Below are 20,988 nucleotides of genomic sequence, written 5' to 3'. Positions count from 1 at the left end.
TTAGCCAAAAGCAATCGCGACTCATCAAAGGCCTCCTGTCCGAGACCGTGAATCACAAACTCAGCGCCGAAGGAATCACTTTTATGGGTCCCGACCCTAGTTTAAAGGGGCTTATGCAGTCCGACGCTGCCAAGGCTCGCAAGAAGTAGCAAACTCCCCGTGCGGCGAGCTTGAGCCCGGCGGCCTCTGTAGTGATGTCGCGGTGCTCCAAGTATCCGCAAGTATACTGAGCTCGTCGCGGGCCTACTTCGCGCCAGGATAGTGGTTTGCTATTGCTTTTGTCAGGTTTTCTTCGAGCGCTTTGATGTCGGCCTTGTTGAGGACAATACTGGACGGGTCCGTCAGGCCCGTTGAAAGTGCGCGAACGGCGGCAATCTGCCAACGGAGCTCCTCGCATGTCTTGCACATAGCTTGCTCCACTTCAGGCGGGAGCGCACGCTCCTCTCAGTCACCGATGCTGCCAAAGGTCGGGCGATGATGACGCTAACAATCGCCGTTATGCCCGGTTCCTTACAGCGTGATTTAAGGCCTTACAGCGTGATTTAAATTGGCGGCGGTTTTCGAAAAGCGCTGCGCTGAAGGCCGGCACCAATGCGCAGAAGCATCTCCGTTCCGGTTATTTCGGTGGCTTCAAATCGCTGCCGGCGATCCAGCTCTGGCCTTCCGTGGGAGTCATCGAGCCGGGAAGGGAGTCGCACTTCGGGTAGACGAATGCTCGACGCCGCGAGCGTTACCGGTAGATATGGTTGTACGCGGGATCGGTTGCGGTTTTCCGTTAACCTCTCCGTGAGCCTTTGTTCCATTGTGCCCAGCGCACCTTTGCCTCTCTCCACTCGTTGATAACGCGCCTCGTTGAACAGGAACATTCACATCAAGCAGTAGCGCTTCGCGCTTCGCACTGCGTCGTTGATCTCGTCGGCCAACTGGGCCTCGCCCAATTGATGAAGGTTGCCGGCCAGCGCCGAAGCTTGAGCCGAACTCATGGAGAGCGGCTCATCGTCGGCGTAGCAGAACTTGATGCGCCAAAGCCCTTCCTGATTTCGATGCGGCTCGATCAGGATTATCGGAAGATCTGGTAATCCGTTTTCAAAAAATAGTACCGACAGCGCGCTCATCATGGCATCTCACTAAATTCGTCGGGGACCTGTCCTTCCCGATAAAAGATCGCCGGCTTCTCGTCATAGTCGCCGGTTTCATCATCAGAGGTTATGGAGAAAGCAACGACGCCTGCCTTAGACAGTGCGAGCCTCTGCGCGGTTCGACGGGCGCCCTCAGCTGATTGACACACAATCGGCCTGTCTGGCTTCAACTGATCGCCTTTTGCGGCATTAAAGGCCTGCACGAGAAATTGCGTTTGCAACGACATTCCATGAGCGTGCGCCCTTTCTGGTCCAATAGCTATTCATTTGTTCTGAGTCTTTCCTCATAACGCAGGGTGCCCAAATGTGGATTGGACCGGCCCCTTGTATTTTCCCTAAGTGACCATATGTGGGTGAAGTTCGAACTGTCGCTCTGGCTTGTTGACCGCGCCGAAACCGGCTCCATTCCCCAAGACATCGCTGAACTCGGATCAAGCTTGCACGGAGGTCGTGCGAGCGAACGCGCTTTTGCGTATCTTGGAGATTACAAATGGCAACTGGAACAGTGAAGTGGTTCAACGCGACAAAGGGCTTCGGCTTCATTCAGCCTGACGGTGGCGGGCAGGATATCTTCGTTCATATCAGCGCGGTTGAACGCGCTGGCTTGAGCTCCCTCGACGAAGGTCAGAAGGTTTCGTTCGAAGCTAAGACCGACAGCATGCGCGGCAAGACCAGCGCTGAAAACCTTCGCGTCGATTAATTCGCCGATTTGGGGTGCCCACGGATGTACTGGGACCTTTAGATCGGTTGCGTGTCCTCGTTCAGAGGTGTGCTCATGTTATCGAAGCGCGATGAAGACCGCCGGCCGCAAAGCCGGCGGTGTTTTGCTCGTGCAGCGCTTGCACCTTAGATCAGCAGCTATTGAAAGAGCTGAACACGAAACGTTCAACGGCAGCGCTGGCTTGGAATTCCGCCGCAATTGGACTTGTAAAAACGTAAAAACTCAGTCGCGACACGTCCATTGAATGCGGACGATAGGATCTCGCTGCCGCAATATGAGCCGCGATGCTGGAATCGCGAATCGGTACACAAAACGCGATCCCCACAAATCAGGTAGCCATGAAAACCTTTAAGCATAAGCCGAACGAAACCCAGTTGTTGGAGGAGCTTCGGCCTCGGAATGCTCAGCGCGCGGACATTATCCCGACTGAGGGTTTTACAATGGTCGTGGACGGAAAGCTCAAGGGTAACTTTTCCGATGAGCAAGCCGCCAAAGCGGCCGGTGAGGAACTTCTAGAAAAATTTCCGATGCTCCGCGTGGAAGTGTATAATGCGGAAACGAAGGTCCGCACCAAGGTCGATGCCATAAGTTAATGGGTCTCATTGAATTTCATCCCGCTTCGCCGTATCGGTCTTTTGGGGCAGAGAGGACCGGCTTCAAGCCTGCCACATCTCCGACTTGGGCGTTGCTTGTTCGACCTTGCGAAATGATTTTGATCAGCCGTTTTTGAATCTCGCCGAAGAAACCGCACATCGCCCGCCGCAAGCGCAAAGCCCGTTCGTGAAGTTCTGGGTTTGACTCTATTTCGTTCTCAAGAACGAATCCGGTCTACGGAAAAGCAGCGACGGCCATTGTTAATAAATCGTTCTGGCAAGGGCGACGGTCCTCCCTCGCATACGGCGCTGACCGTGCAGCCGGAAAGGCGCGAATGCTTCAGACTTTCTTCCACGGCGGGCTATGGTCCCGCCCTCGATCAGCACCGTGGAACGGCACTTCTCCAGTGCGCGAGGAACTGTTCGGTGTCGAACGCCTCGAACAGCATGCGGAAAGCTTGGCCGCAGCGCAGCAGGTCACGACGCGACCGCCGCCAGTCAGATCTCTGCAGGCGCGGCTGAGTGAAAATGCCGCTGCCTTGCTCGCAGCCTATCGCATCTGCGCTTCCGATCTCGAAAGCGGCCGAGGCGTGGTACCCGCGGCGGAATGGCTGCTGGACAACTATCACCTGGTCCAAGAGCAGATCCGCGAAGTCCGAGCTGATCTGCCACCCGGCTATTACCGGCAGCTGCCCAAACTAGCTGACGGTCCGTTTGTTGGATATCCGCGCGTATTCGGCTTGGCCTGGGCTTTTGTCGCCCACACAGACAGCCACATCGACCTAGAGATATTGCGCCGGTTCATTGCAGCCTATCAGCAGGTTCAGCCGCTTACGATCGGCGAGTTGTGGGCCGTTGCGATCACCCTTCGCATCGTCCTCATCGAGAACCTGCGACGATTGGCAGACCAGATCGTCGCGGGACGCGGAGAACGCGCGGATGCAGATCGGCTCGCCGACAGGCTTCTGGAATCAGGAGGTGCGCAATCCGCGCTCGACGCTGATATCGGCGCACGTTTGAGTGCGCCCCTGTCGGAGGTGTACGCAGCGCAACTCGCCAAGCGCCTGAGGGATCAGGATCCGAGAACAACTCCCGCGCTCGGCTTGCTCGCGGAGCGGCTCCGTCTGCAGGAGTCCTCGATCGAGGATGTCGTGCAGAATGCCCAGCACAGGCTGGGCGCGTCCAACGTTTCCGTCCGCAACGTTATCACCAGCATGCGACTGATCTCCGATATTGACTGGGCGGACCTGTTCGAGAGCGTCAGTCTCGTCGATAAGCACCTTCGCGTTGGAAGCTCGTTTGCCGCGATGGATTTCCCAACCCGTAATCTTTACAGAAGCGCGATCGAAGAACTCGCCCGCGGCTCGCTATCGTCCGAGATCGAGGTTGCCGAGCAGGTGTTGTTGGTATCCTCCGGGGCGGCCGCGCAAGCACATGATCCCAAGGAGCGCGAGAGAGTTGGGGAGCCCGGCTATCATCTGATCGCCGAGGGGCGCCGTGCGTTCGAACGGACGATCGGCTTCAGGCCGGGTGCCCGACTGCGGATCAGCCGTCTTAGCCTGCGCCCTGGCGTCATCGGTTACGTTGGGGTCATCCTGTCGGTCACCGCGGCGCTGCTGGCCCTCGGTTTATGGACGCTTTCGGCTTCGGGCCTCGACGCCAACTGGGTTGTCTTGTTTGCAGTGGCGGGATTTTTGCCGACGACCGGGGTGGCAACCGCACTGGTCAACCGTGCGATCACCTGGAGCTTCGGTGCGACCACCCTGCCTGGGCTAGAACTCGCTGAGGGTGTCCCGAAATCGTTTCGGACGCTGATTGCCGTTCCGACGCTGTTGACGAATGAAGTCGATCTCATGGAGCAGGTCGAGCGGCTTGAAGTCCATTATCTCGCCGACTCCGGCGGAGATCTGACCTTCGCTCTTCTTTCGGACGGCGTCGATGCGGACCGGGAGATCGTCGCCGGCGACGCACATCCGCTCGGGGTCGCGGCCGAGGCTATCGCACGTCTAAACCGTCATTATGGCCCAGGACCGGATGGCGACCGTTTCCTCCTTCTGCATCGTCGCCGCGTATTCAACGCCCGCGAGAACGTGTGGATGGGATGGGAGCGCAAGCGCGGCAAGCTGCACGAACTCAACCGGCTTCTGCGTGGGGCTCCCGACACAACCTTCGTGGCGGTGGCGGGCAAGGCACCTCGTGTTCCGGACAATGTCCGCTTCGTCATCACCCTCGATGCCGACACCAGACTGCCGCGCGATGCCGCTCGCCGCCTGGTCGGTAAGATGGCTCACCCGGTGAACCGGCCGCAGTTCAGTGAGCGCGAGCGGAGGGTCATTAGCGGCTACGCGATCATCCAGCCCCGCGTCACACCCGCGCTACCGCTCGGCCGTGAGGGGTCTGTCTATCAAAGAGTGTCTTCCGGACCCGCAGGTATAGACCCGTATGCGGCGGCGATCTCCGACGTCTACCAGGACCTATTTGGCGAGGGTACCTACACCGGTAAGGGCATCTATGACGTCGATGCATTCGAGGCGGCGCTCGCCGGGCGCGTGCCTGACAATGCTCTCCTCAGCCACGATCTCTTCGAGGGTGTTTTTGCTCGCGCGGGCCTCGCGTCCGACATCGAGGTCGTCGAGGAGTTTCCGAATCGATACAACGTTGCTGCCAAGCGCCAGCATCGTTGGGTGCGTGGCGACTGGCAGCTCTTGCCCTGGATCGTTGGTCGCGGCGGGACGATGCCACTCCTTGGTCGCTTAAGGATGCTTGACAATCTAAGGCGCTCGCTGCTTGCGCCGACCACGCTGATGGCGGTCGTCTTCTGCTGGTTGCTGCCGATGCCGGCTGCCATCGTCGGGCTCCTGCTCGTCCTCGCCACCGTCGCCATCCCGGCATTCCTCCCGAGCGTCTTCTCGGTCCTGCCACGTCGCGCCGGGCTTCGCGTGCGCAACCATCTCGGCGCGCTTGCCGGAGGTCTCCGCCTCGCCGCCGCCCAGACGTCGTTCACGGTCGCCTTTTTGCCCGACCATGCGCAACGGGCGGCAGACGCCATCGCCAGAACCCTGCTGCGACTGTTCGTGACTCGCCGTCATCTCCTCGAATGGACTACGGCAGCGAAATCGACGGCGGCGGCTCGGCTGGGCATGGGCGGCTTCTATCGCGGGATGGCAGGCGGCGTGGTGCTCGGCTTGGCCCTGGCGGCGCTCACGCTCGCGGCTGTTCCGGCATCCTGGCCGCTCGTCCTGCCTTTCGTACTGCTGTGGGCATGTGCGCCGGCACTCGCCTTCCGGATCAGCCGGGCGCCGCCGATCGCGCGGCGGCTTTCGATTTCGCCGGCAGATGCGACCGACTTGCGCCTCATCGCGCGCCGCACCTGGCGCTATTTCGAGACCTTCGTGACGCCGGACGACAACATGCTGCCGCCCGACAACTTCCAGGAAGATCCGAAGCCCGCGCTCGCGCACCGCACCTCGCCCACCAACATCGGACTTTATCTCCTGTCCGCGGTCGCCGCCCGCGACTTCGGCTGGGCGGGAACGACCGAGACCGTTGAGCGCCTCGAGGCTACGCTCGGCTCGATGCGGAAACTCGCCCAGTTCAAGGGGCACTTCTTCAACTGGTACGATACGCGGGATCTGCGCCCGCTCGACCCGGCTTATGTCTCGTCGGTCGACAGTGGCAATCTCGCTGGCCATCTGATTGCGCTCGCCAATGCCTGCGAAGAATGGATGGATCCGACGTGCATGCCGGATACGAGAGTCGGGATGAACGATGCCCTCCGACTGGCGCGCGAGGCTGCGGAAGCTCTGCCGACGAACGCGGGGGGCAGGGGGCACTCGCTCTTCGCCGCTCTTGACGATATCGAGACCCGGTTGAATGGGGCTGAGGCAATCGAACGGATAGCCGCCTCCTTGAACCGGCTTACCGAAAAGGCAGCCGCGGCCGCTCGCAGCGTTACGCCCATTTCTGAGGACTGCGACACACCGGATCTCCTGTTCTGGATCGGGGCATTGAAGAGGATTGGGCTCGAATTTTTGCGCGATCGTCCCGGACTTGCCGACCCCGCCCACCCTCTGAACGGGCGGTTGAAGGCGCTCGCCAACACAGCGCGCGAAATGGCGCTGGCAATGGATTTCGCTTTTCTCCTCGATCCCGATCGGAAGCTGCTTTCGATCGGCTATTCGCTTGCCGACAATGGCCTTGACCCGAGCTGCTACGACCTTCTCGCGTCCGAAGCGCGGCTCGCGAGCCTGTTTGCGATCGCCAAGGGCGACGTCCCGACAAAGCACTGGTTCCGCCTCGGCCGGGCGGTAACGCCGCTTGGTGGCGGCGCGGCGCTGGTCTCCTGGTCGGGGTCAATGTTCGAATACCTGATGCCGTCGCTGGTGATGCGCGCGCCCGACGACAGTCTGCTCGGGCAGACCGGCCATCTGGTTGTGAAACGTCAGCAGGCGTATGGCCAATCCCTAGGGGTTCCCTGGGGCGTTTCAGAATCGGCCTACAACGCTCGCGACATCGAATTCACCTATCAATATTCCAACTTCGGCGTGCCCGGCCTCGGCCTCAAGCGCGGGCTCTCGGCGAACGCCGTGATCGCGCCCTACGCCACGGCGCTGGCGGCCATGGTCGATCCGGCGCGCGCGGAAGCGAACTACGTCCGGCTTGTGGCGATGGGCGCTCGGGGCCGCTACGGCTTTTATGAATCTCTCGATTTCACCCGCTCGCGTCTGCCGGCGGGGGAGAACGTCGTGATCGTGCGCGCCTTTATGGCGCATCACCAGGGCATGACCATCGTCGCCATCGCCAACACCCTGTACGATGGCTGTATGCGCGCCAGGTTCCATCGCGAGCCTATGGTAAAGGCCAGCGAGCTTCTGTTGCAGGAGCGCATACCAACGGAGGTTGCGATTGTGCATCCCCGCGCTGAGGAGGTGAAGTCAGCCCCTCCGGGGACGGTCACCGAGGCCGTGACTGTACGCCGCCTTTCGGCATCGACGGGCGGCCCGCCGGTCACGCATCTGCTTTCGAACGGACGCTACGCCGTGATGCTGACCGCGACCGGAGGCGGCTACAGTCGCTGGCGAGACATCGCGGTGACGCGCTGGCGGGAGGACACGACTCGCGACTACTGGGGATCATTCCTTTTTCTCAAAGACAGCCGAAGTGGGAAAATTTGGTCGGTAGGCGCACGGTCCGACGGCAGCGGTGCCGATCACGACGAAGTCTTTTTCGGCGAGGACCATGCACAGTTCGTCCACCGCGATGGCAGTCTAACGACGACAACGGACATCCTGGTTTTGAGCGAGGACGATGGCGAGGTCCGCCGCGTCAGCTTGACCAACAAGGGAGGCCGGCCGCGCGAGATCGAGATCACGTCCTACGCGGAGGTGGTGCTGGCGGCGCCGGCCGCTGACAATGCCCATCCGGCTTTTTCCAAGCTGTTCGTGCAGACCGAGCATCTTCCCGAATTCGACGCGCTCCTCGCGACTCGCCGTCCGAGGTCGAACAACGAGCCACGGCTCTGGGTTGCCCATTTCGCTGTCGTTGAAGGCGAGGTCGCGGCCGATCCGCAATATGAGACCGATCGGGCTCGTTTTCTTGGCCGCGGCCGCGCGGTTGCCGACGCCACCGCTATCCTGGACGGCCAGCCGCTTTCAAAAACGGTGGGGACGGTTCTCGATCCGATCTTCTCGCTTAGGGAACGAGTGATGGTTCCCGCCGGAAAGGTTGCGCGGGTCGCCTTCTGGACCGTTGTCGCATCGTCACGAGACGAACTTTTGGGACTCATCGACAAGCACCATGACCGCAACGCATTCGACCGGGCGAAGACCCTGGCGTGGACGCAGGGACAGGTCCAGCTTCGGCATCTCGGCATCGCCACGACAGAGGCGGCAGATTTCCAGCGCCTCGCGGCGCCCATCCTCTACGCCGACTTGCGCTTCCGGGCATCTTCGGAGGCGATCCTGCGCGGAGCGGGCGCCCAGTCTGGCCTGTGGCCCTATGGTATCTCCGGCGACCTGCCGATCGTCGTGCTGCGAATTTACGATATCGAGGACATGGCTCAGGTCGCCCAGTTGCTCCGCGCGCACGAGTACTGGCGCATGAAGCGTCTCGCGGTCGATCTTGTCATCGTTAACGAGCACGCCGCTTCCTATCTGCAGGACCTGCAGATTGCGATCGAAACCGCGGTGCGCAGCAGCCAGTCGCGACCGCGCGTTGGCGACGTCCCTTCGCAAGGCACGGTCTATACGCTCCGTGCCGACCTCATGAACGTCGAGGCCCGCTCGCTGCTGCATGCGGTCGCCCGTGTCGTCCTGCACGCATATCGCGGTACGCTCGCCGATCAGCTCGCCCGCCTACGACCGCCGTCGGGCGGATCTTTGCCGCTCAAACATCCAAAACCGAGGGCGGCAATTCCCGCCGCCCAGCAGTCGGCGGCGGCGGTGGCGACAGCCGGTCTCGAATTCTTCAATGGTCTAGGCGGCTTTGACAAAGACGGGCGAGAATACGTGACCGTCCTCGACGGTGAGCGCCTGCCGCCCGCCCCCTGGATCAACGTGATCGCCAATTCCTGCTTCGGCTTCCAGGTCTCGACGGAGGGACCCGGCTATACTTGGGCCGGGAACAGCCGCGAAAACCAGTTGACGCAATGGTCGAACGATCCGGTGAGCGACCCCCCCGTCGAGGCGATGTATGTCCGCGATGAGGTCACGGGCGATCTTTGGAGCCCGACGGCACAACCCATCCGAGATGGCGGGCTCTATGTCGCCCGCCATGGCTTCGGCTACAGTCGCTTCGAGCACGAGGCAAACGGCATTGCGCTCGAGCTGCTGCAATTCGTGCCGCTGTCCGATCCGGTCAAGATCTCCCGGCTGACACTTAGCAACCGCTCAGGACACGCCCGGCGGCTGTCGATCACCGCTTATGCCGAGTGGGTGCTTGGCACGTCCCGCGGTGCCTCCGCGCCGTTCATCGTAACGGAGATCGATGCGGCCAGCGGCGCCATTCTCGCCCGCAATCCCTGGAGCACCGCCTTTCCCGGCCGGATCGCCTTCGCCGATCTTGGCGGGCGGCAGACGGCCTGGACGGCCGACCGCGCCGAGTTTGTCGGTCATAATGGTGCACTTGAAGCACCGGCCGCGCTGGTCCATGGCGGAACGCTGTCCGGTGCGGTTGGTGCCGGCTTCGACCCCTGCGCTGCGCTCGCAACGAGCATCGAACTCGGGGCAGGTGAGACGACCGAGATCGTTTGGCTCCTCGGACAATGCGGTTCGGTCGAGGACGCACGCAAACTGATCGCCCGAACCCGCAAAACCGACCTCGACACCGTGCTGGCATCGGTGGCGGATCATTGGGATAACCTGCTCGGCGCAGTGAGGGTAAAGACCCCGGACCGGACGATGGACCTCATGCTGAACGGCTGGTTGCTCTATCAGACACTTGCGTGCCGCGTGCTCGCACGCTCGGCTAGCTACCAGGCGAGTGGCGCCTACGGCTTCCGCGATCAGCTCCAGGATACCATGGCACTGTCCTTTGCCGCGCCGGACGAGACGCGCCGCCATCTCCTGCGCGCGGCCGGTCGACAGTTTGTCGAAGGCGACGTCCAGCATTGGTGGTTGCCGCATTCGGGTCAGGGCGTGCGCACACGCATTTCCGACGACCGGGTCTGGCTCGCCTTCGCTGCCGCGACCTATATCAAGGCGTCCGGCGACACTGCCGTTCTGGACGAGGTTTTGCCGTTTCTGGAGGGACCGACCCTTGGCACCGGAGAGCACGATGCGTTCTTCCAGCCGATGATAGCGGACGAGCAGGCGTCCCTGTTCGAGCATTGCGCCCGCGGTCTCGACCAATGCCTCGACCTTACGGGCGAGCACGGCCTGCCGCTCATCGGTACGGGCGATTGGAACGACGGCATGAACCGGGTCGGTGAGGGCGGCAAGGGCGAGAGCGTATGGCTCGGCTGGCTGCTGGTGCGCACCATGGCGCTCTTTGCTCCATTCGCTGACATTCGTGATCCGGACCGCGCCCACCGCTGGCGGACGCATGCCGCCTCCGTCCAAGCCATGATTGAGCGGGATGCATGGGATGACCAATGGTATCGCCGGGCTACGTTCGACGACGGGACGTGGCTCGGCTCGAAGGATAGCGAGGAATGCCAGATCGACTCCATCGCCCAGTCCTGGGCGGTGCTGTCGGAAGCCGCCGATCCCGCGCGCGCCGCCGGGGCAATGGCGGCACTCGACCGGCATCTCATCCGCCGTGACGATGGCCTCGCCCTGCTATTCACGCCGCCCTTCGACATTACGTCGCGCGATCCGGGCTACATCAAGGGCTACCCGCCGGGGCTGCGGGAAAATGGCGGGCAGTATAGTCATGCTGCCATGTGGGCGATCATGGCGTTCGCGAAGCTGGGGAAGGGCGCATGTGCCGCCGATCTGTTTTCGCTGGTTAATCCGATAAATCACGCCCGGACCCTCGAAGAGGTCGAGCGCTACAAGGTCGAGCCTTATGTGGTTGCCGCCGACGTCTACTCCGTGTCACCTCATACGGGGCGCGGGGGGTGGACCTGGTACACGGGCTCAGCGGCGTGGATGTACCGCGCAGGGGTCGAGAGCATTCTTGGCATTCGCCGCGAGGGTGCGTTTCTCGTCGTTGACCCGCGTATTCCCTCCGCCTGGCCGGGTTTCGAAGTCGCGGTAACAATAGCCTCAACGTACTATGATATCCACGTTCGGAACCTGCCTGGCGCGGGCCGCAATGTGGTGGAAGCTGTCCTTGACGGCGCGCCTGTTGGGCGCATTGAAGGGGTTGTTCGCGTTCCCTTAGATGGAGGGAAACATGTCCTCTTGATCCATCTTGGGGGCGTACAGTCGAATCTAAAGTAGGGAGCTGAACGCGACGAGAACCGCGACGAGTGTTCTAACTATCGGTGATGAGAACGCCCGGGCCAGCTTTTTCTAAGCGAGAAATGTTCGAAGCAAAAATGTCCGACGTGCAAAAAAGACCGAAGACCATAGTATTGCCGCCGGGCGGCACGAACCCACTCTGTTTGGCGACCCGCTGCTGGGCGTCAGGTCGGGTGAAAATATCCCCTGCGGATCAGGCGGGCCTCACCGGGCTGCAGCACGAGGTTACCCGCAATTTTCTCCACCGGCAGTTCCGATAAGGAACATGCCCATCCCTCGGGCACGGCGACGAGCACTAGCATCACGGCTTGCTCGGGCGCAGCGGCGACCGCCCAATACTCTCGTTGCGCGATGCCTCTCACATAGTCATCTGTCCTGACCTCAACGATTTGAACATCGGATTTGAAAGCTTGGCCCATGCGCTGAGCTATTGAGGGTCGTCGCGGAGACGAGTGTCCTCTGCAGCATTTTGACGATCGATGCTGGCGCGGATGTAGGTCTTGACGTCGCCTTCCAGTTCAGCCTCGATCTGTTCCTTCGAGAAGCCGTGCTCGCGTGCAGCGCTGACGAGGTTATAGGCCGACCGCTGGACGGCGGCGTGATCGCTGTGCGAGCCCTGTTGCTCGTCCACGTCAACGCTAACGTCGAGCCAGGATTGAACGTACTCTTTTGGTGTAGTCATCGGCCCACCGTAGCATGGAAACATTCTCCGGTCGCTGCCTATTCCCAGTCGAGACTGCCGTGACTGGAGTGTAACATCCTCAAAATGACAAATCTTAGCGGCCTCTTGAAGGGTTAGTCGAGGCGCAACATTCGAGAACGGTCTGCTCTTGCAGACTGAGCGCGCTGGAATGCCGCCGCGTGCTCGATAATCTTTGGTTCAGAAGGCGGAGAGAGTCCCGTTACCGGCGATTTGCTCCGCAATCATCGGGTCGGACTATCGATAGCCTCGTTGTGCTCGATGCTAGGGCGCCGGGCGACTAGGGCCTGCGCTTCTGTCACAAGGTGCGTGCCCGGACATATGGCACGCTTGGAGGCCGTGACACTGGCGCGATAGCTACCGCGCCCTTCCTTGTTCACTTCACCAACCATCATGCGCCGGAGCAGCTTGCGAACGTTCCCCTAAGCGAGGTCATCGCACAGATCATCGTGAACCTCGCGGGCCTTCAAACGATCGCAATCGGGTCGACGAGCGACATATCTTTCGCGCGTAACTTTGGCGCAGATACTGTGATCGATTGCCGGCCCCACGCTTTGAGGAGGAAGTACGGGATGCGAACGCCGTGATTGATTTGATCGGCGGTGAAACACAACTCCGCTCGTTCGGTAGGGGATGTCTTAACACTCTCAGGTGCTCGTGAGGGTCATTTTATTTTAAAACGCGTAAGGCCTCAGCCGAAAGGAAAGATCGTGCTCGTCGCTTGAGCGAGTTCCGATTTGGCCTGTTGTCCGTGCTTTCTACTGCAAGGAACTATAACGCTCAGACCAAAGTTGCACGGAAGGTGAGTTCGTCAGGATTGTGCGATGATGTTGATCAGTGGATTTTCCCATCGGATCCGTGCACTGTGGGCATCTCTGACAGCAACAGCAGTGCCAGGTGCAATGCGGGCGGCCCCCGTCTCGCTGGTAGCAGCGTCGATCATTCTTGGAACCTCGTGCGCCATCCCGCAACACGGGATCAAGTGGAAGTCGTCTTCGAGCACGCACTGCCAAATGTTGTAGGAAAAGAGGATAGTTGCTGTGATGGTGAGTTATCCTCCGGGAGGTAAATCACCGTCTCACCGCCATGCAGCATCGGCATTTATCTATGCCTACTTAATGCCTGGCGCCATCCGCAGCCACGTCGGAGCGAGCGACGAGGAGGCGCCAGCTTGCTGGCCGTCTTCTTTGTCGATTCAAAAGACAATCCGTTGACGACGCCAGACGAAACACCAGTGAAAGGTCACGGCCTGTGCGTCCCCTCATGAGGTCGACTCAACACACAGCTTGCCTGCCGGTTGTTAGGATAACGTCTAACCGTCGAGCTCAATTTGGTCCCGAAAATAGATGCCAGCCCGACTGAGTTTGCTGTCAAAGTTGATGGCTTGCAACAACGAGCTGACTCGCGGAAGTGGACCACCGTATACCGGATTGAACACGCTGATCGGAAGACGTTACTGTACAGGTAGGCTAGTCAAAACGTCGAAGTTTTGGCTAAAATTTCTTATTTCAAGATGTACATAACCGCTTTTTACGCCGGCCAACTCACGCTCGCCACTTGGTTCTGAAGTCCGTCGACTAACTTCTAAGCCGGTCAAAGAGCTCGAGCAATGGCGAGTTGAGCTTCCTTTTGAATCTGCCGCAGATGAGCGAGGCTGCAAAAGCTCTCCGCATAGATTTTGTAGACATCTTCAGTCCCGGATGGCCGCGCAGCAAACCAGCCGCTTTCCGTGATGACTTTGATTCCGCCGAAAGGTTGGCCGTTGCCGGGTGCGGTGGTCAGCGTCGTGCGAACGGCTTCCCCAGCAAGTTCATCGAGGGCGAGTTCAGCGGGCGAGAGGGTTAGCAGCCTTTTCTTTTGCTCCGGCGTCGCGGGCGCGTCGATACGCTCGTAAAATGGTATGCCCAATTCGGCGGTGAGTTGGTCGAATAACTGGCTGGGGTCTCGTTTTGTTTTCGCGGTGATCTCCGCGGCCAACAGCCCCATGATCAAGCCATCCTTGTCCGTGGTCCAAACCGATCCATCGCGCCTCAAGAATGAGGCGCCGGCACTTTCTTCACCGGCGAAGCCGAACGACCCCCCGTTGAGACCGTCAACAAACCATTTGAACCCAACCGGCGTTTCCATCACGTCATGGCTAAGCTTCTTGGCGACGCGATCAAGGATGGCGCTGCTGACAATGGTCTTGCCCACGGCGCTATTCTTGGCCCAATTTGGGCGGTGCTCGAACAAGTATGCGATGGCGGACGCAAGGTAGTGATTCGGATTCATCAGGCCATTTGAACGAGTGACGATGCCATGGCGGTCCGCATCGGTATCGGTGGCGAATGCAACATCGAATTGGTCGCGTATGTCGATCAGCCGGACCATTGCGTAGGGCGATGAACAATCCATCCGGATTCTTCCATCCCAGTCAACGCTCATAAACCGAAATGTCGGATCGATTTCGTGATTAACGACGCTAGCCGCGATACCGTAACGGTCGATGATCGGCTGCCAATAATGCACGGCCGCGCCGCCAAGCGGGTCGATGCCGATCTTCACGCCAGCGGACCGGATCGCTTCCATGTCAATGACGCTTGCGAGGTCAGCGACATAAGGTTCGATGAAATCGTAGCGATGAATGAACGGCGAATTGCGAGTGCGTTCATAAGAAATGCGCTTTACGCCCCTGAGATCGCCTTCCAAATACGCGTTGGCAGCGCGTTCGATTCCCGTAGTTATAGCGGTATCGGCCGGCCCGCCATTAGGTGGGTTGTATTTTAAGCCGCCGTCCTCAGGCGGATTGTGTGACGGCGTAATTACGACCCCATCGGCTAAGCCGTTCTCGCGGCCTTTATTATAGGTGAGGATCGCATGGGAGATAACTGGCGTCGGTGTATATCCGCCGTGCTCATCGACCATGACGTTGATGCCGTTTGCCGCGAATACTTCCACCGCGCTGATTAACGCAGGCTCGGCCAGTGCGTGGGTATCGATCCCAATGAACAGCGGACCCGTGATCCCAGAGCTTGCCCGGTAATCACATATGGCCTGACTGATCGCCAAAATGTGCCGTTCATTGAAAGCGCAGTTGAACGCCGACCCGCGGTGCCCGGACGTGCCGAAGGCAACACGCTGCGCCGCTACTGCCGGATCTGGCTTGCTCGCGAAATAAGCCGTCACTAACCTTGGCACGATGACGAGCATCGCCGATTCAACCGTCTTGCCAGCGAGTGGACTTACTTCCGCAGCCATGTGGCCTCCACTAAAATACAACGCCCCGCCGCATCTGCGTCATCAGGCAGAGGCGAAATGCGATCTTTGATGTGCCATGCAGGTCATCCGCAAGCGGAATCTGAGCGGGACTGTGTTTTTCGGGAATCATTCGGATCCATGAACGTTCGATATTCGAAACATCACATAGCGAGCGCCGCCTTTGTCCCTGGTGTAGGTGAACGTCCCGGGCGCGTAGACCGTCTCAGGCATATTGATCTTGGTCGAGCACGAGCATCGACATGAATCGTTTTTCCGAGCAGGATAACTGATCGGACTGGCGTCGAGATCGAACACGGCGGTCGAATAAAGCGTGTCACGGTTGGTGCGAACAACGGTTTGATTGTTGGTCGGCATGGCCTCTCGGTGATGGTGGACTTTACGATGGCACCGGCTTGTTTGATGTCGAATGCGAAGTACATGTCCGTTCCGGCGCGATTGAAGTTATTGGCAGTGACAGGAACCGCGTTGCTCGGCGCTTGTGCGAGACTCACAGTTCTCGTAGTTGCCAAAATGAAAACCCGCACTGATTGCCCGGTAGTCGACCGGCGATAGCGTTCTTCTCCCGCATTTTTGTTAAACTGGCCGCGGGCGGCACCCACTTGGTAGATGGGTGCCGATACGCCGATAAAGTCGCAGCGGCCTATCAATTTGAATACCGCAGTGGTTGGGGAAAGCCATTCTTGAACACGCCATCGCGACCATGCGTGCAAAACTAAGGGTGGCCTGGAGTGGATGCCTCAATGTCGGTGACGGTAGCAGTGGTACTTCCCTTTTTTCCAATAACCGTGGCACCGATTGCCATGATGGTGTCCGTAGTAGCGTCCTTGATTTGGATAATATTGTCCCTGACCATAGTATGGTCCCTGGTTGGGATAGTATTGTCCCTGATTATAATATTGCCCTTGATTTGGAGCGCCGAACAAGCCACCGACTGCACCCGCAGCACCACCCACGCCGGCACCGACCGCACCGCCAACTATGCCGCCCACCGGTCCCGCAGCACGACTTCCCTCGTACGCACCTTGGTTGGCACCGCGCTCCATACCGTTGAAAACGCCTTGAGCAAGCGTTTGATGCGGCATGACAAACAGCGCCAGCGTTGCTGCAGCGGCTGCTATTGGAAGTACGTTTTTTAACCTCATCAGTATCTCCATCCTTTGTTTGGATAACCAACTCCAACGGACTATCCAGCAGCAAGTTCCACATCCCCTGGGAGTCGAAAGAAGTTTTACTTACTTGAGCGTTAAGAACAGCGGCTCTGCATTTGTGTGAATGCCTCTGCCGAACTCGCACAATATGCTCTTCCGGACGTCACGTTCCCGATCCTTTGATCAAGAGATATTAGCAGCTCCGATGATGGCCGGACGGCTCATGGTTCTGTTACCTAAAAGCACGGAATCGATATTTTGCTGCCAGTCGCCTGTAAGGTTCTGAGGTCGGGCAAGGCGAAGTTATCCATTCGATCGTACGCGACGAATGCGCAATACAAGCCACATAGGGCACCGTCATCTCGATACCACGTTCCAAGCATGCGCATTGGCCGGGAAGAGAACACTCGTTGGTGGTCGAAACACAGCTTGACCCGGCCGATGGCGATGACGCAGCGACGACCTTTCGCATCAGACAAGAGCTTCGTGTAGGGGAGGACTTCCTCCTGCGAGCCGGTTCTTGATGAGCTCCTCGAACTGCTTCTCGCTGTAGGCCGGCTGAATGACGAGTAAGCCGCTGACGAAGCCCTCAACCTTCTCATGCAAGATGTAGGACATGGAACACTTCCACGCCCGATCGTGCCGCGCGCCAAAGTTTTCCGGCGCTCTATATAGCATGGGGTGCGACAGCAGCGCGGATCTGTGCAACCATTCAGCTGGCATGGGAGTTTGTGCTTAGCCAGAGGAGAACGACGCAAATGCACGAGATCAGAGAGCACATGAAGGTCGTCGACAAGGACGGCGCGGAAGTCGGCATCGTCGACGAGGTCGAGGTGAGCCGCCTCAAGCTGGAGAAGGGCTCTGACAACCAGCATCACTACGTCGACAAGGAGCTGGTCGCAGATGTCGAAGGCAATACCGTGAGGCTCTCCGTGCAAGCCAAAGAGGTAAAGAGGCGCTGAGCTACGCATTGCCGCGCTCTACGCGGCAATGCGCTTCACGTTTGCTCCGCTGCGGTTCGTGACGAAGGCCCCGTCAGCGAATACTACGGCGAATGCAGATATGCGCCCATCCGCGACGTAGGGTACGAGAAAGGTTTGGATCCGCAAACGACCTCCCAACCTCGCCGTGTTTGGTCTCTCCTGTGCTTTAACTTCCATACGCGCTGCATCGCTGACCGGGAGGAAAGGTGCTTAACTTCAAGCTTCATAGTTAATTGGTCTTCGCTCCTAAATTCTTGGGCCCTGCCTTTCTTCCCCTTCCTTCCAGCCACTGCTCATCTTGCTCGCTCGCTGATAATCCGCCAGTGCCTCCGGCTTCTTTTGCATACACTCAATTACAATACCGAAGGGCTTGGGATTCGCCAGCAACGCTATCCCCAACCGCCGTGAATGAGGACTATTCTCGCGCAATTTGCGGCTTGGTTGAGCCAGTTTTAACTTTGAGAAATTCTGCGCCCTGATGTTTTGAGCTCGAGCGACGAGGCCTATCTTCCCTGAGCTTGAACCACAGTATGCCCGCGAGACAGGACAGGCTCAACGCGTTGGCAATGATGATGACGATGTCGTGCTTGAAGATGCCGTAGACGATCCACGCGGCAACGCCGGTCGCAAGCACGCTGAACATCATGAGCGACAGGTCTTCGGCCTTGCCGGTCTCCCAGCACTTCTTAAGCTGCGGAACGTACGAGACGGAGGTGCAGAAGGCGGCGAAAAAGCCGACGAGTGTGGCGGTGTCCATAGCCGTGAACGTGCCGGCGCCACGCTGGTTCCTATAGGGTTTCGCAGGAAAACGGTGCCGCATATTAGCGGAGCCCAGCGAGCCGCCTCAGGCTCTCTGCTTTTCAAGTCTGGTTACCTTCGCTTCCTTCGGCCGCACGAGCTGCTTAGGGAAACTTTAGGCTGTCGCCCATCCCCGCCTCAGCGGGGCACCCCAGACTATCGCAGGCCAAAAGCTGTCAGCGACCTGCTTGCAACGCGCTGCTTATCGACTTGCGCCGTGGATAAGCGGTCCCTTGGCCGATGGGCATCCACGGCAGTAACATACTCGGGTGCCAGCCTAGAGCAAAGTTGCCGCTGTGTTTCTCTCAAACGTCGATGGTGCAGATGCGAGTGATCCGTCCTGATGCGACAGACTCTAGTCCGGTCTGGCGCCGGTTTCGTGTTGCAATAGCCTATGGCGTCGTATGCCATGCATCGTTCATCGTCGGGGTCGGCGCTATGATCGTGATGATGTTCTTCGGCATGAGCCGATCTCTGGGCCGTCTTGACGCGCCATGGAGTGTCGCCGCAAACCTTGCCCTGCTTCTTCAGTTTCCACTTGCGCATTCTGCTCTGCTGGGGCGACGGGGCGCCAGGCTGCTGGCGCGCGCAGCACCCAGGCGGATTGGCCAAGACCTTGCAACAACAACTTACGCTATTATTGCCTCCATACAGGTAGCTTTGCTTTTTCTGGGCTGGTCTCCGAGCGGGATCATTTGGTGGCAAGCCCAAGGCTTCGCATTGACAACTCTCTGCACTCTTTATCTCGTGAGTTGGCTCCTGCTTCTCAAAGCAATTCGTGACGCGGGCTTCGCGCAGCAAATAGGACTTCTGGGCTGGTGGGCCGTCTATCAGAACGTCCCACCATGCTATGCGCCCATGCCCCAGCGTGGTCTTTTCCGCTTCTACCGGCAACCGATCTACGTCGCCTTTGCGATGACACTCTGGACGGTCCCAACATGGACCCCAGACCAGCTTGAAGTCGCGATCGTCCTGACACTTTATTGCGTGACCGGGCCACTCCTGAAGGAGCGGCGCTTCTCCCGTCGCTTTGGCGAACAGTTTAGGGCCTATCAGAGGCGGGTGCCCTATTGGCTTCCCTTGTACCGAACGAGAATGCCGACTGCCGAGCCCGACGACGTATGAAAAACGACCTCTCCATCTACGAGAAGTACGCTGAGACATGGTGGAGCGGTGAGACGCGATGGCTGCGCACGCTGCACAAAATGGCGCCTGCGCGCATGATGATGATCGACCCGCTGGTCGGCGATTGGGTCAACAAACGTGTGTTGGATCTGGGCTGTGGCGGCGGCTTCCTTGCGGAAGAATTGTCTCGTCGAGGCGCCAAAGTTGTCGGCGTCGACCCATCGCATGGTGCGATTGCCGCTGGGGTGGACCATGCCCGTCAGGTCGGGCTCGAGATCGACTACGTCGTGGGCGTCGGCGAGAGTATTCCATTGCCCGATGCGTCCTGTGACGTGGTCGTCTGTGTGGACGTTCTGGAGCATGTCGCGGATCTCCACAGGGTGATTGCCGAGGTCCGGCGCGTGCTGCGACATGGGGCGCTGTTCGTATTCGATACCATCAATCGCACTTGGCTCGCCAAATTCGTGATCATCACTCTGGGCGAGCGCGTTCTTCGATTGTTGCCGCGAGGCACGCACGACAGCGACCTCTTCATCAAGCCAACCGAGCTGAGTGAAGTCTTGCTACAGGCAGGTTTTCAAGTCGGACCTGTGTGTGGTTTCGGCCCACGCAGTATCGACCGGCACCTCGACTTTAGTTTCGGACCCCATCCGTTCAACAGCATAATGTATTTTGGTCACGCGCGCGCCAGATCGTAAATTTATCGCAGAAACAATGACAGCTGAAGTGGGCCCCTGTTGCGGGGACAGACGCCAACGGCAGATTTATAGGCCGGCGGCTGACCTTCATGACAGGTCTGGTTGCCTTGTTTCGAGCACCGATTCCGAAAAGGTCAATTTCAACCAAGTGGCCATTGAAGACATCGTCAAAGCACCGCCAATTTTCTGGTACTCACCGTGCTGCGCTCATGCGCGAATCGCAGATCACATTTGGGAACCTTCCTAAGCTGATCAGGGTTCGTAAAGAGTGACAAAGCCCGTTTACACGCTTGGACATTCAACCCGAACCATTGCCGAGTTTGGCGAACTCTTGATTGCTGCAAAAAATTCGCACTTTGGTCGATGTCCGAAGTTCGCCTACGTCGCGTCGGTTTCCGCATTTCAACCGCGGACATCTCTCAGATGCGCTTAAGAGCCTCCAGATCGGGTATGTCTATTGCGCCGCGCTGGGCGGGCACCGAAGAAAAAGCAAAATAATCCCTGCGGAGTTTAATGCTTCCTGGCAAAATCAGAGCTTTCACAACTACGCAGATTACGCGATGAGCGACGACTTCTTGGCCGCCCTTGAAGGTCTCATTGAAACGAGTCAGCGCGAATTAACCGCGATCATGTGTGCGGAAGCCGTATGGTGGCGATGTCATCGTCGAATTATCGCGGACTACCTCCTTTCACGGCAGATTTCGGTTCGGCATATACTAGGACACGGGAAAATCGTTGAAGCTCAAATGACGCCATCTGCGGTACGACAAGGAGGGCTTATAGGTTATCCTCCATAGGACTCGAACAGGAAGTTAATTGGTTGTGCCGAGAGTTCTCGGTTTCACTCCCATTCGTTCGCAAGAACGAATCCGGTCTGGGCAAAGCGAGCGAAGGACATCCGTTAAAATCTGGTTGGTAGGCG

17 protein-coding genes are annotated in these 20,988 nt (G+C 59.0%); 7 read left to right on the top strand and 10 right to left on the bottom strand.

Going from position 1 to position 20,988, the window contains the following annotated elements; all coding sequences use genetic code 11:
• Positions 1 to 243: 243 nt before the first annotated feature.
• From B2M20_RS19540 to B2M20_RS10920, 3 genes are all read right to left on the bottom strand, one after another.
• Complete coding sequence (locus tag B2M20_RS19540; RefSeq protein ID WP_158081531.1) at positions 244 to 408, bottom strand: hypothetical protein; 165 nt, start codon at positions 406 to 408, stop codon at positions 244 to 246.
• Between the two features lie 458 nt (positions 409 to 866).
• A complete protein-coding gene (locus B2M20_RS10925; protein ID WP_244553488.1) occupies positions 867 to 1,115 on the bottom strand; it encodes a hypothetical protein in 249 nt (82 codons plus the stop codon).
• Entirely contained in the window at positions 1,115 to 1,366 is a 252-nt protein-coding gene (locus B2M20_RS10920) for a hypothetical protein (protein WP_079447075.1), read from the bottom strand. The genes B2M20_RS10925 and B2M20_RS10920 overlap by 1 nt, the downstream gene beginning before the upstream one ends.
• A gap of 263 nt (positions 1,367 to 1,629) precedes the next feature.
• Between B2M20_RS10920 and B2M20_RS10915 the strand changes: the two genes are divergently transcribed.
• The 3 genes from B2M20_RS10915 to B2M20_RS10905 all read left to right on the top strand — a co-directional run bounded on the left by B2M20_RS10915 (position 1,630) and on the right by B2M20_RS10905 (position 11,335).
• The gene (locus tag B2M20_RS10915) at positions 1,630 to 1,839 is read left to right on the top strand and encodes a cold-shock protein (protein WP_079447074.1); all 210 of its coding nucleotides are present in this window, start codon (positions 1,630 to 1,632) and stop codon (positions 1,837 to 1,839) included.
• A gap of 305 nt (positions 1,840 to 2,144) precedes the next feature.
• Positions 2,145 to 2,453, top strand: coding sequence for a hypothetical protein (locus B2M20_RS10910; RefSeq protein ID WP_087881163.1), 309 nt, complete (start codon positions 2,145 to 2,147; stop codon positions 2,451 to 2,453).
• Between the two features lie 335 nt (positions 2,454 to 2,788).
• Positions 2,789 to 11,335, top strand: a complete 8,547-nt coding sequence (locus tag B2M20_RS10905; RefSeq protein ID WP_079447073.1) for a glycoside hydrolase family 94 protein — start codon at positions 2,789 to 2,791, stop codon at positions 11,333 to 11,335.
• Between the two features lie 185 nt (positions 11,336 to 11,520).
• On the opposite strand, the gene B2M20_RS10900 is transcribed toward B2M20_RS10905, so the two are convergent.
• The 6 genes from B2M20_RS10900 to B2M20_RS19535 all read right to left on the bottom strand — a co-directional run bounded on the left by B2M20_RS10900 (position 11,521) and on the right by B2M20_RS19535 (position 17,080).
• Positions 11,521 to 11,775 carry a hypothetical protein gene (locus B2M20_RS10900; protein WP_079447072.1) on the bottom strand — a complete coding sequence of 85 codons (255 nt, stop codon included), beginning with the start codon at positions 11,773 to 11,775 and terminating at the stop codon, positions 11,521 to 11,523.
• An 8-nt stretch (positions 11,776 to 11,783) separates the two neighbouring features.
• Positions 11,784 to 12,038, bottom strand: a complete 255-nt coding sequence (locus B2M20_RS10895; RefSeq protein ID WP_079447071.1) for a hypothetical protein — start codon at positions 12,036 to 12,038, stop codon at positions 11,784 to 11,786.
• A 1,611-nt stretch (positions 12,039 to 13,649) separates the two neighbouring features.
• Positions 13,650 to 15,293, bottom strand: a complete 1,644-nt coding sequence (gene pgm / locus B2M20_RS10880) for a phosphoglucomutase (alpha-D-glucose-1,6-bisphosphate-dependent) (RefSeq protein ID WP_079447070.1) — start codon at positions 15,291 to 15,293, stop codon at positions 13,650 to 13,652.
• Positions 15,294 to 15,419: 126 nt separating this feature from the next.
• The gene (locus tag B2M20_RS10875; protein WP_274533962.1) at positions 15,420 to 15,722 is read right to left on the bottom strand and encodes a DUF1254 domain-containing protein; all 303 of its coding nucleotides are present in this window, start codon (positions 15,720 to 15,722) and stop codon (positions 15,420 to 15,422) included.
• 329 nt (positions 15,723 to 16,051) lie between these two features.
• Positions 16,052 to 16,456: a hypothetical protein gene (locus tag B2M20_RS10870; RefSeq protein ID WP_079447080.1), complete on the bottom strand. Its 405-nt coding sequence runs from the start codon at positions 16,454 to 16,456 to the stop codon at positions 16,052 to 16,054.
• A 477-nt stretch (positions 16,457 to 16,933) separates the two neighbouring features.
• The gene (locus B2M20_RS19535) at positions 16,934 to 17,080 is read right to left on the bottom strand and encodes a hypothetical protein (RefSeq protein WP_158081530.1); all 147 of its coding nucleotides are present in this window, start codon (positions 17,078 to 17,080) and stop codon (positions 16,934 to 16,936) included.
• Positions 17,081 to 17,220: 140 nt separating this feature from the next.
• Here B2M20_RS19535 and B2M20_RS10860 point away from each other — a divergent pair, with 140 nt between their 5' ends.
• Entirely contained in the window at positions 17,221 to 17,424 is a 204-nt protein-coding gene (locus tag B2M20_RS10860; RefSeq protein WP_079447067.1) for a DUF2171 domain-containing protein, read from the top strand.
• Between the two features lie 436 nt (positions 17,425 to 17,860).
• On the opposite strand, the gene B2M20_RS10850 is transcribed toward B2M20_RS10860, so the two are convergent.
• Complete coding sequence (locus B2M20_RS10850; RefSeq protein WP_158081529.1) at positions 17,861 to 18,202, bottom strand: SemiSWEET family sugar transporter; 342 nt, start codon at positions 18,200 to 18,202, stop codon at positions 17,861 to 17,863.
• 479 nt (positions 18,203 to 18,681) lie between these two features.
• Here B2M20_RS10850 and B2M20_RS10845 point away from each other — a divergent pair, with 479 nt between their 5' ends.
• From B2M20_RS10845 to B2M20_RS10835, 3 genes are all read left to right on the top strand, one after another.
• Positions 18,682 to 19,368 carry a methyltransferase family protein gene (locus B2M20_RS10845; protein ID WP_201789018.1) on the top strand — a complete coding sequence of 229 codons (687 nt, stop codon included), beginning with the start codon at positions 18,682 to 18,684 and terminating at the stop codon, positions 19,366 to 19,368.
• Positions 19,365 to 20,066 (top strand): bifunctional 2-polyprenyl-6-hydroxyphenol methylase/3-demethylubiquinol 3-O-methyltransferase UbiG, encoded by a 702-nt coding sequence (ubiG, locus tag B2M20_RS10840; protein WP_079447064.1) that lies wholly within the window; start codon positions 19,365 to 19,367, stop codon positions 20,064 to 20,066. Before B2M20_RS10845 ends, ubiG begins: the two co-directional genes overlap by 4 nt.
• A gap of 335 nt (positions 20,067 to 20,401) precedes the next feature.
• Complete coding sequence (locus B2M20_RS10835; protein WP_338013167.1) at positions 20,402 to 20,863, top strand: DUF488 domain-containing protein; 462 nt, start codon at positions 20,402 to 20,404, stop codon at positions 20,861 to 20,863.
• The last annotated feature ends 125 nt before the right edge of the window (positions 20,864 to 20,988 follow it).

This window comes from Nitrobacter vulgaris, assembly GCF_002028545.1.
GTDB classification, from domain to species: domain Bacteria; phylum Pseudomonadota; class Alphaproteobacteria; order Rhizobiales; family Xanthobacteraceae; genus Nitrobacter; species Nitrobacter vulgaris.
Note: the sequence above shows the minus strand (reverse complement) of the source record. Positions and strands in the feature narration are given on the sequence as shown.

Bases quoted from the DNA above. Each gene is read 5' to 3' on its own strand.
- B2M20_RS19540 (WP_158081531.1), bottom strand. From the start codon at position 408: ATGTGCAAGACATGCGAGGAGCTCCGTTGGCAGATTGCCGCCGTTCGC.
- B2M20_RS10925 (WP_244553488.1), bottom strand. From the start codon at position 1,115: ATGAGCGCGCTGTCGGTACTATTTTTTGAAAACGGATTACCAGATCTT.
- B2M20_RS10920 (WP_079447075.1), bottom strand. From the start codon at position 1,366: ATGTCGTTGCAAACGCAATTTCTCGTGCAGGCCTTTAATGCCGCAAAA.
- B2M20_RS10915 (WP_079447074.1), top strand. From the start codon at position 1,630: ATGGCAACTGGAACAGTGAAGTGGTTCAACGCGACAAAGGGCTTCGGC.
- B2M20_RS10910 (WP_087881163.1), top strand. From the start codon at position 2,145: ATGCTGGAATCGCGAATCGGTACACAAAACGCGATCCCCACAAATCAG.
- B2M20_RS10905 (WP_079447073.1), top strand. From the start codon at position 2,789: ATGCTTCAGACTTTCTTCCACGGCGGGCTATGGTCCCGCCCTCGATCA.
- B2M20_RS10900 (WP_079447072.1), bottom strand. From the start codon at position 11,775: ATGGGCCAAGCTTTCAAATCCGATGTTCAAATCGTTGAGGTCAGGACA.
- B2M20_RS10895 (WP_079447071.1), bottom strand. From the start codon at position 12,038: ATGACTACACCAAAAGAGTACGTTCAATCCTGGCTCGACGTTAGCGTT.
- pgm (WP_079447070.1), bottom strand. From the start codon at position 15,293: ATGGCTGCGGAAGTAAGTCCACTCGCTGGCAAGACGGTTGAATCGGCG.
- B2M20_RS10870 (WP_079447080.1), bottom strand. From the start codon at position 16,456: ATGAGGTTAAAAAACGTACTTCCAATAGCAGCCGCTGCAGCAACGCTG.
- B2M20_RS19535 (WP_158081530.1), bottom strand. From the start codon at position 17,080: ATGTCCTACATCTTGCATGAGAAGGTTGAGGGCTTCGTCAGCGGCTTA.
- B2M20_RS10860 (WP_079447067.1), top strand. From the start codon at position 17,221: ATGCACGAGATCAGAGAGCACATGAAGGTCGTCGACAAGGACGGCGCG.
- B2M20_RS10850 (WP_158081529.1), bottom strand. From the start codon at position 18,202: ATGGACACCGCCACACTCGTCGGCTTTTTCGCCGCCTTCTGCACCTCC.
- B2M20_RS10845 (WP_201789018.1), top strand. From the start codon at position 18,682: ATGATCGTGATGATGTTCTTCGGCATGAGCCGATCTCTGGGCCGTCTT.
- ubiG (WP_079447064.1), top strand. From the start codon at position 19,365: ATGAAAAACGACCTCTCCATCTACGAGAAGTACGCTGAGACATGGTGG.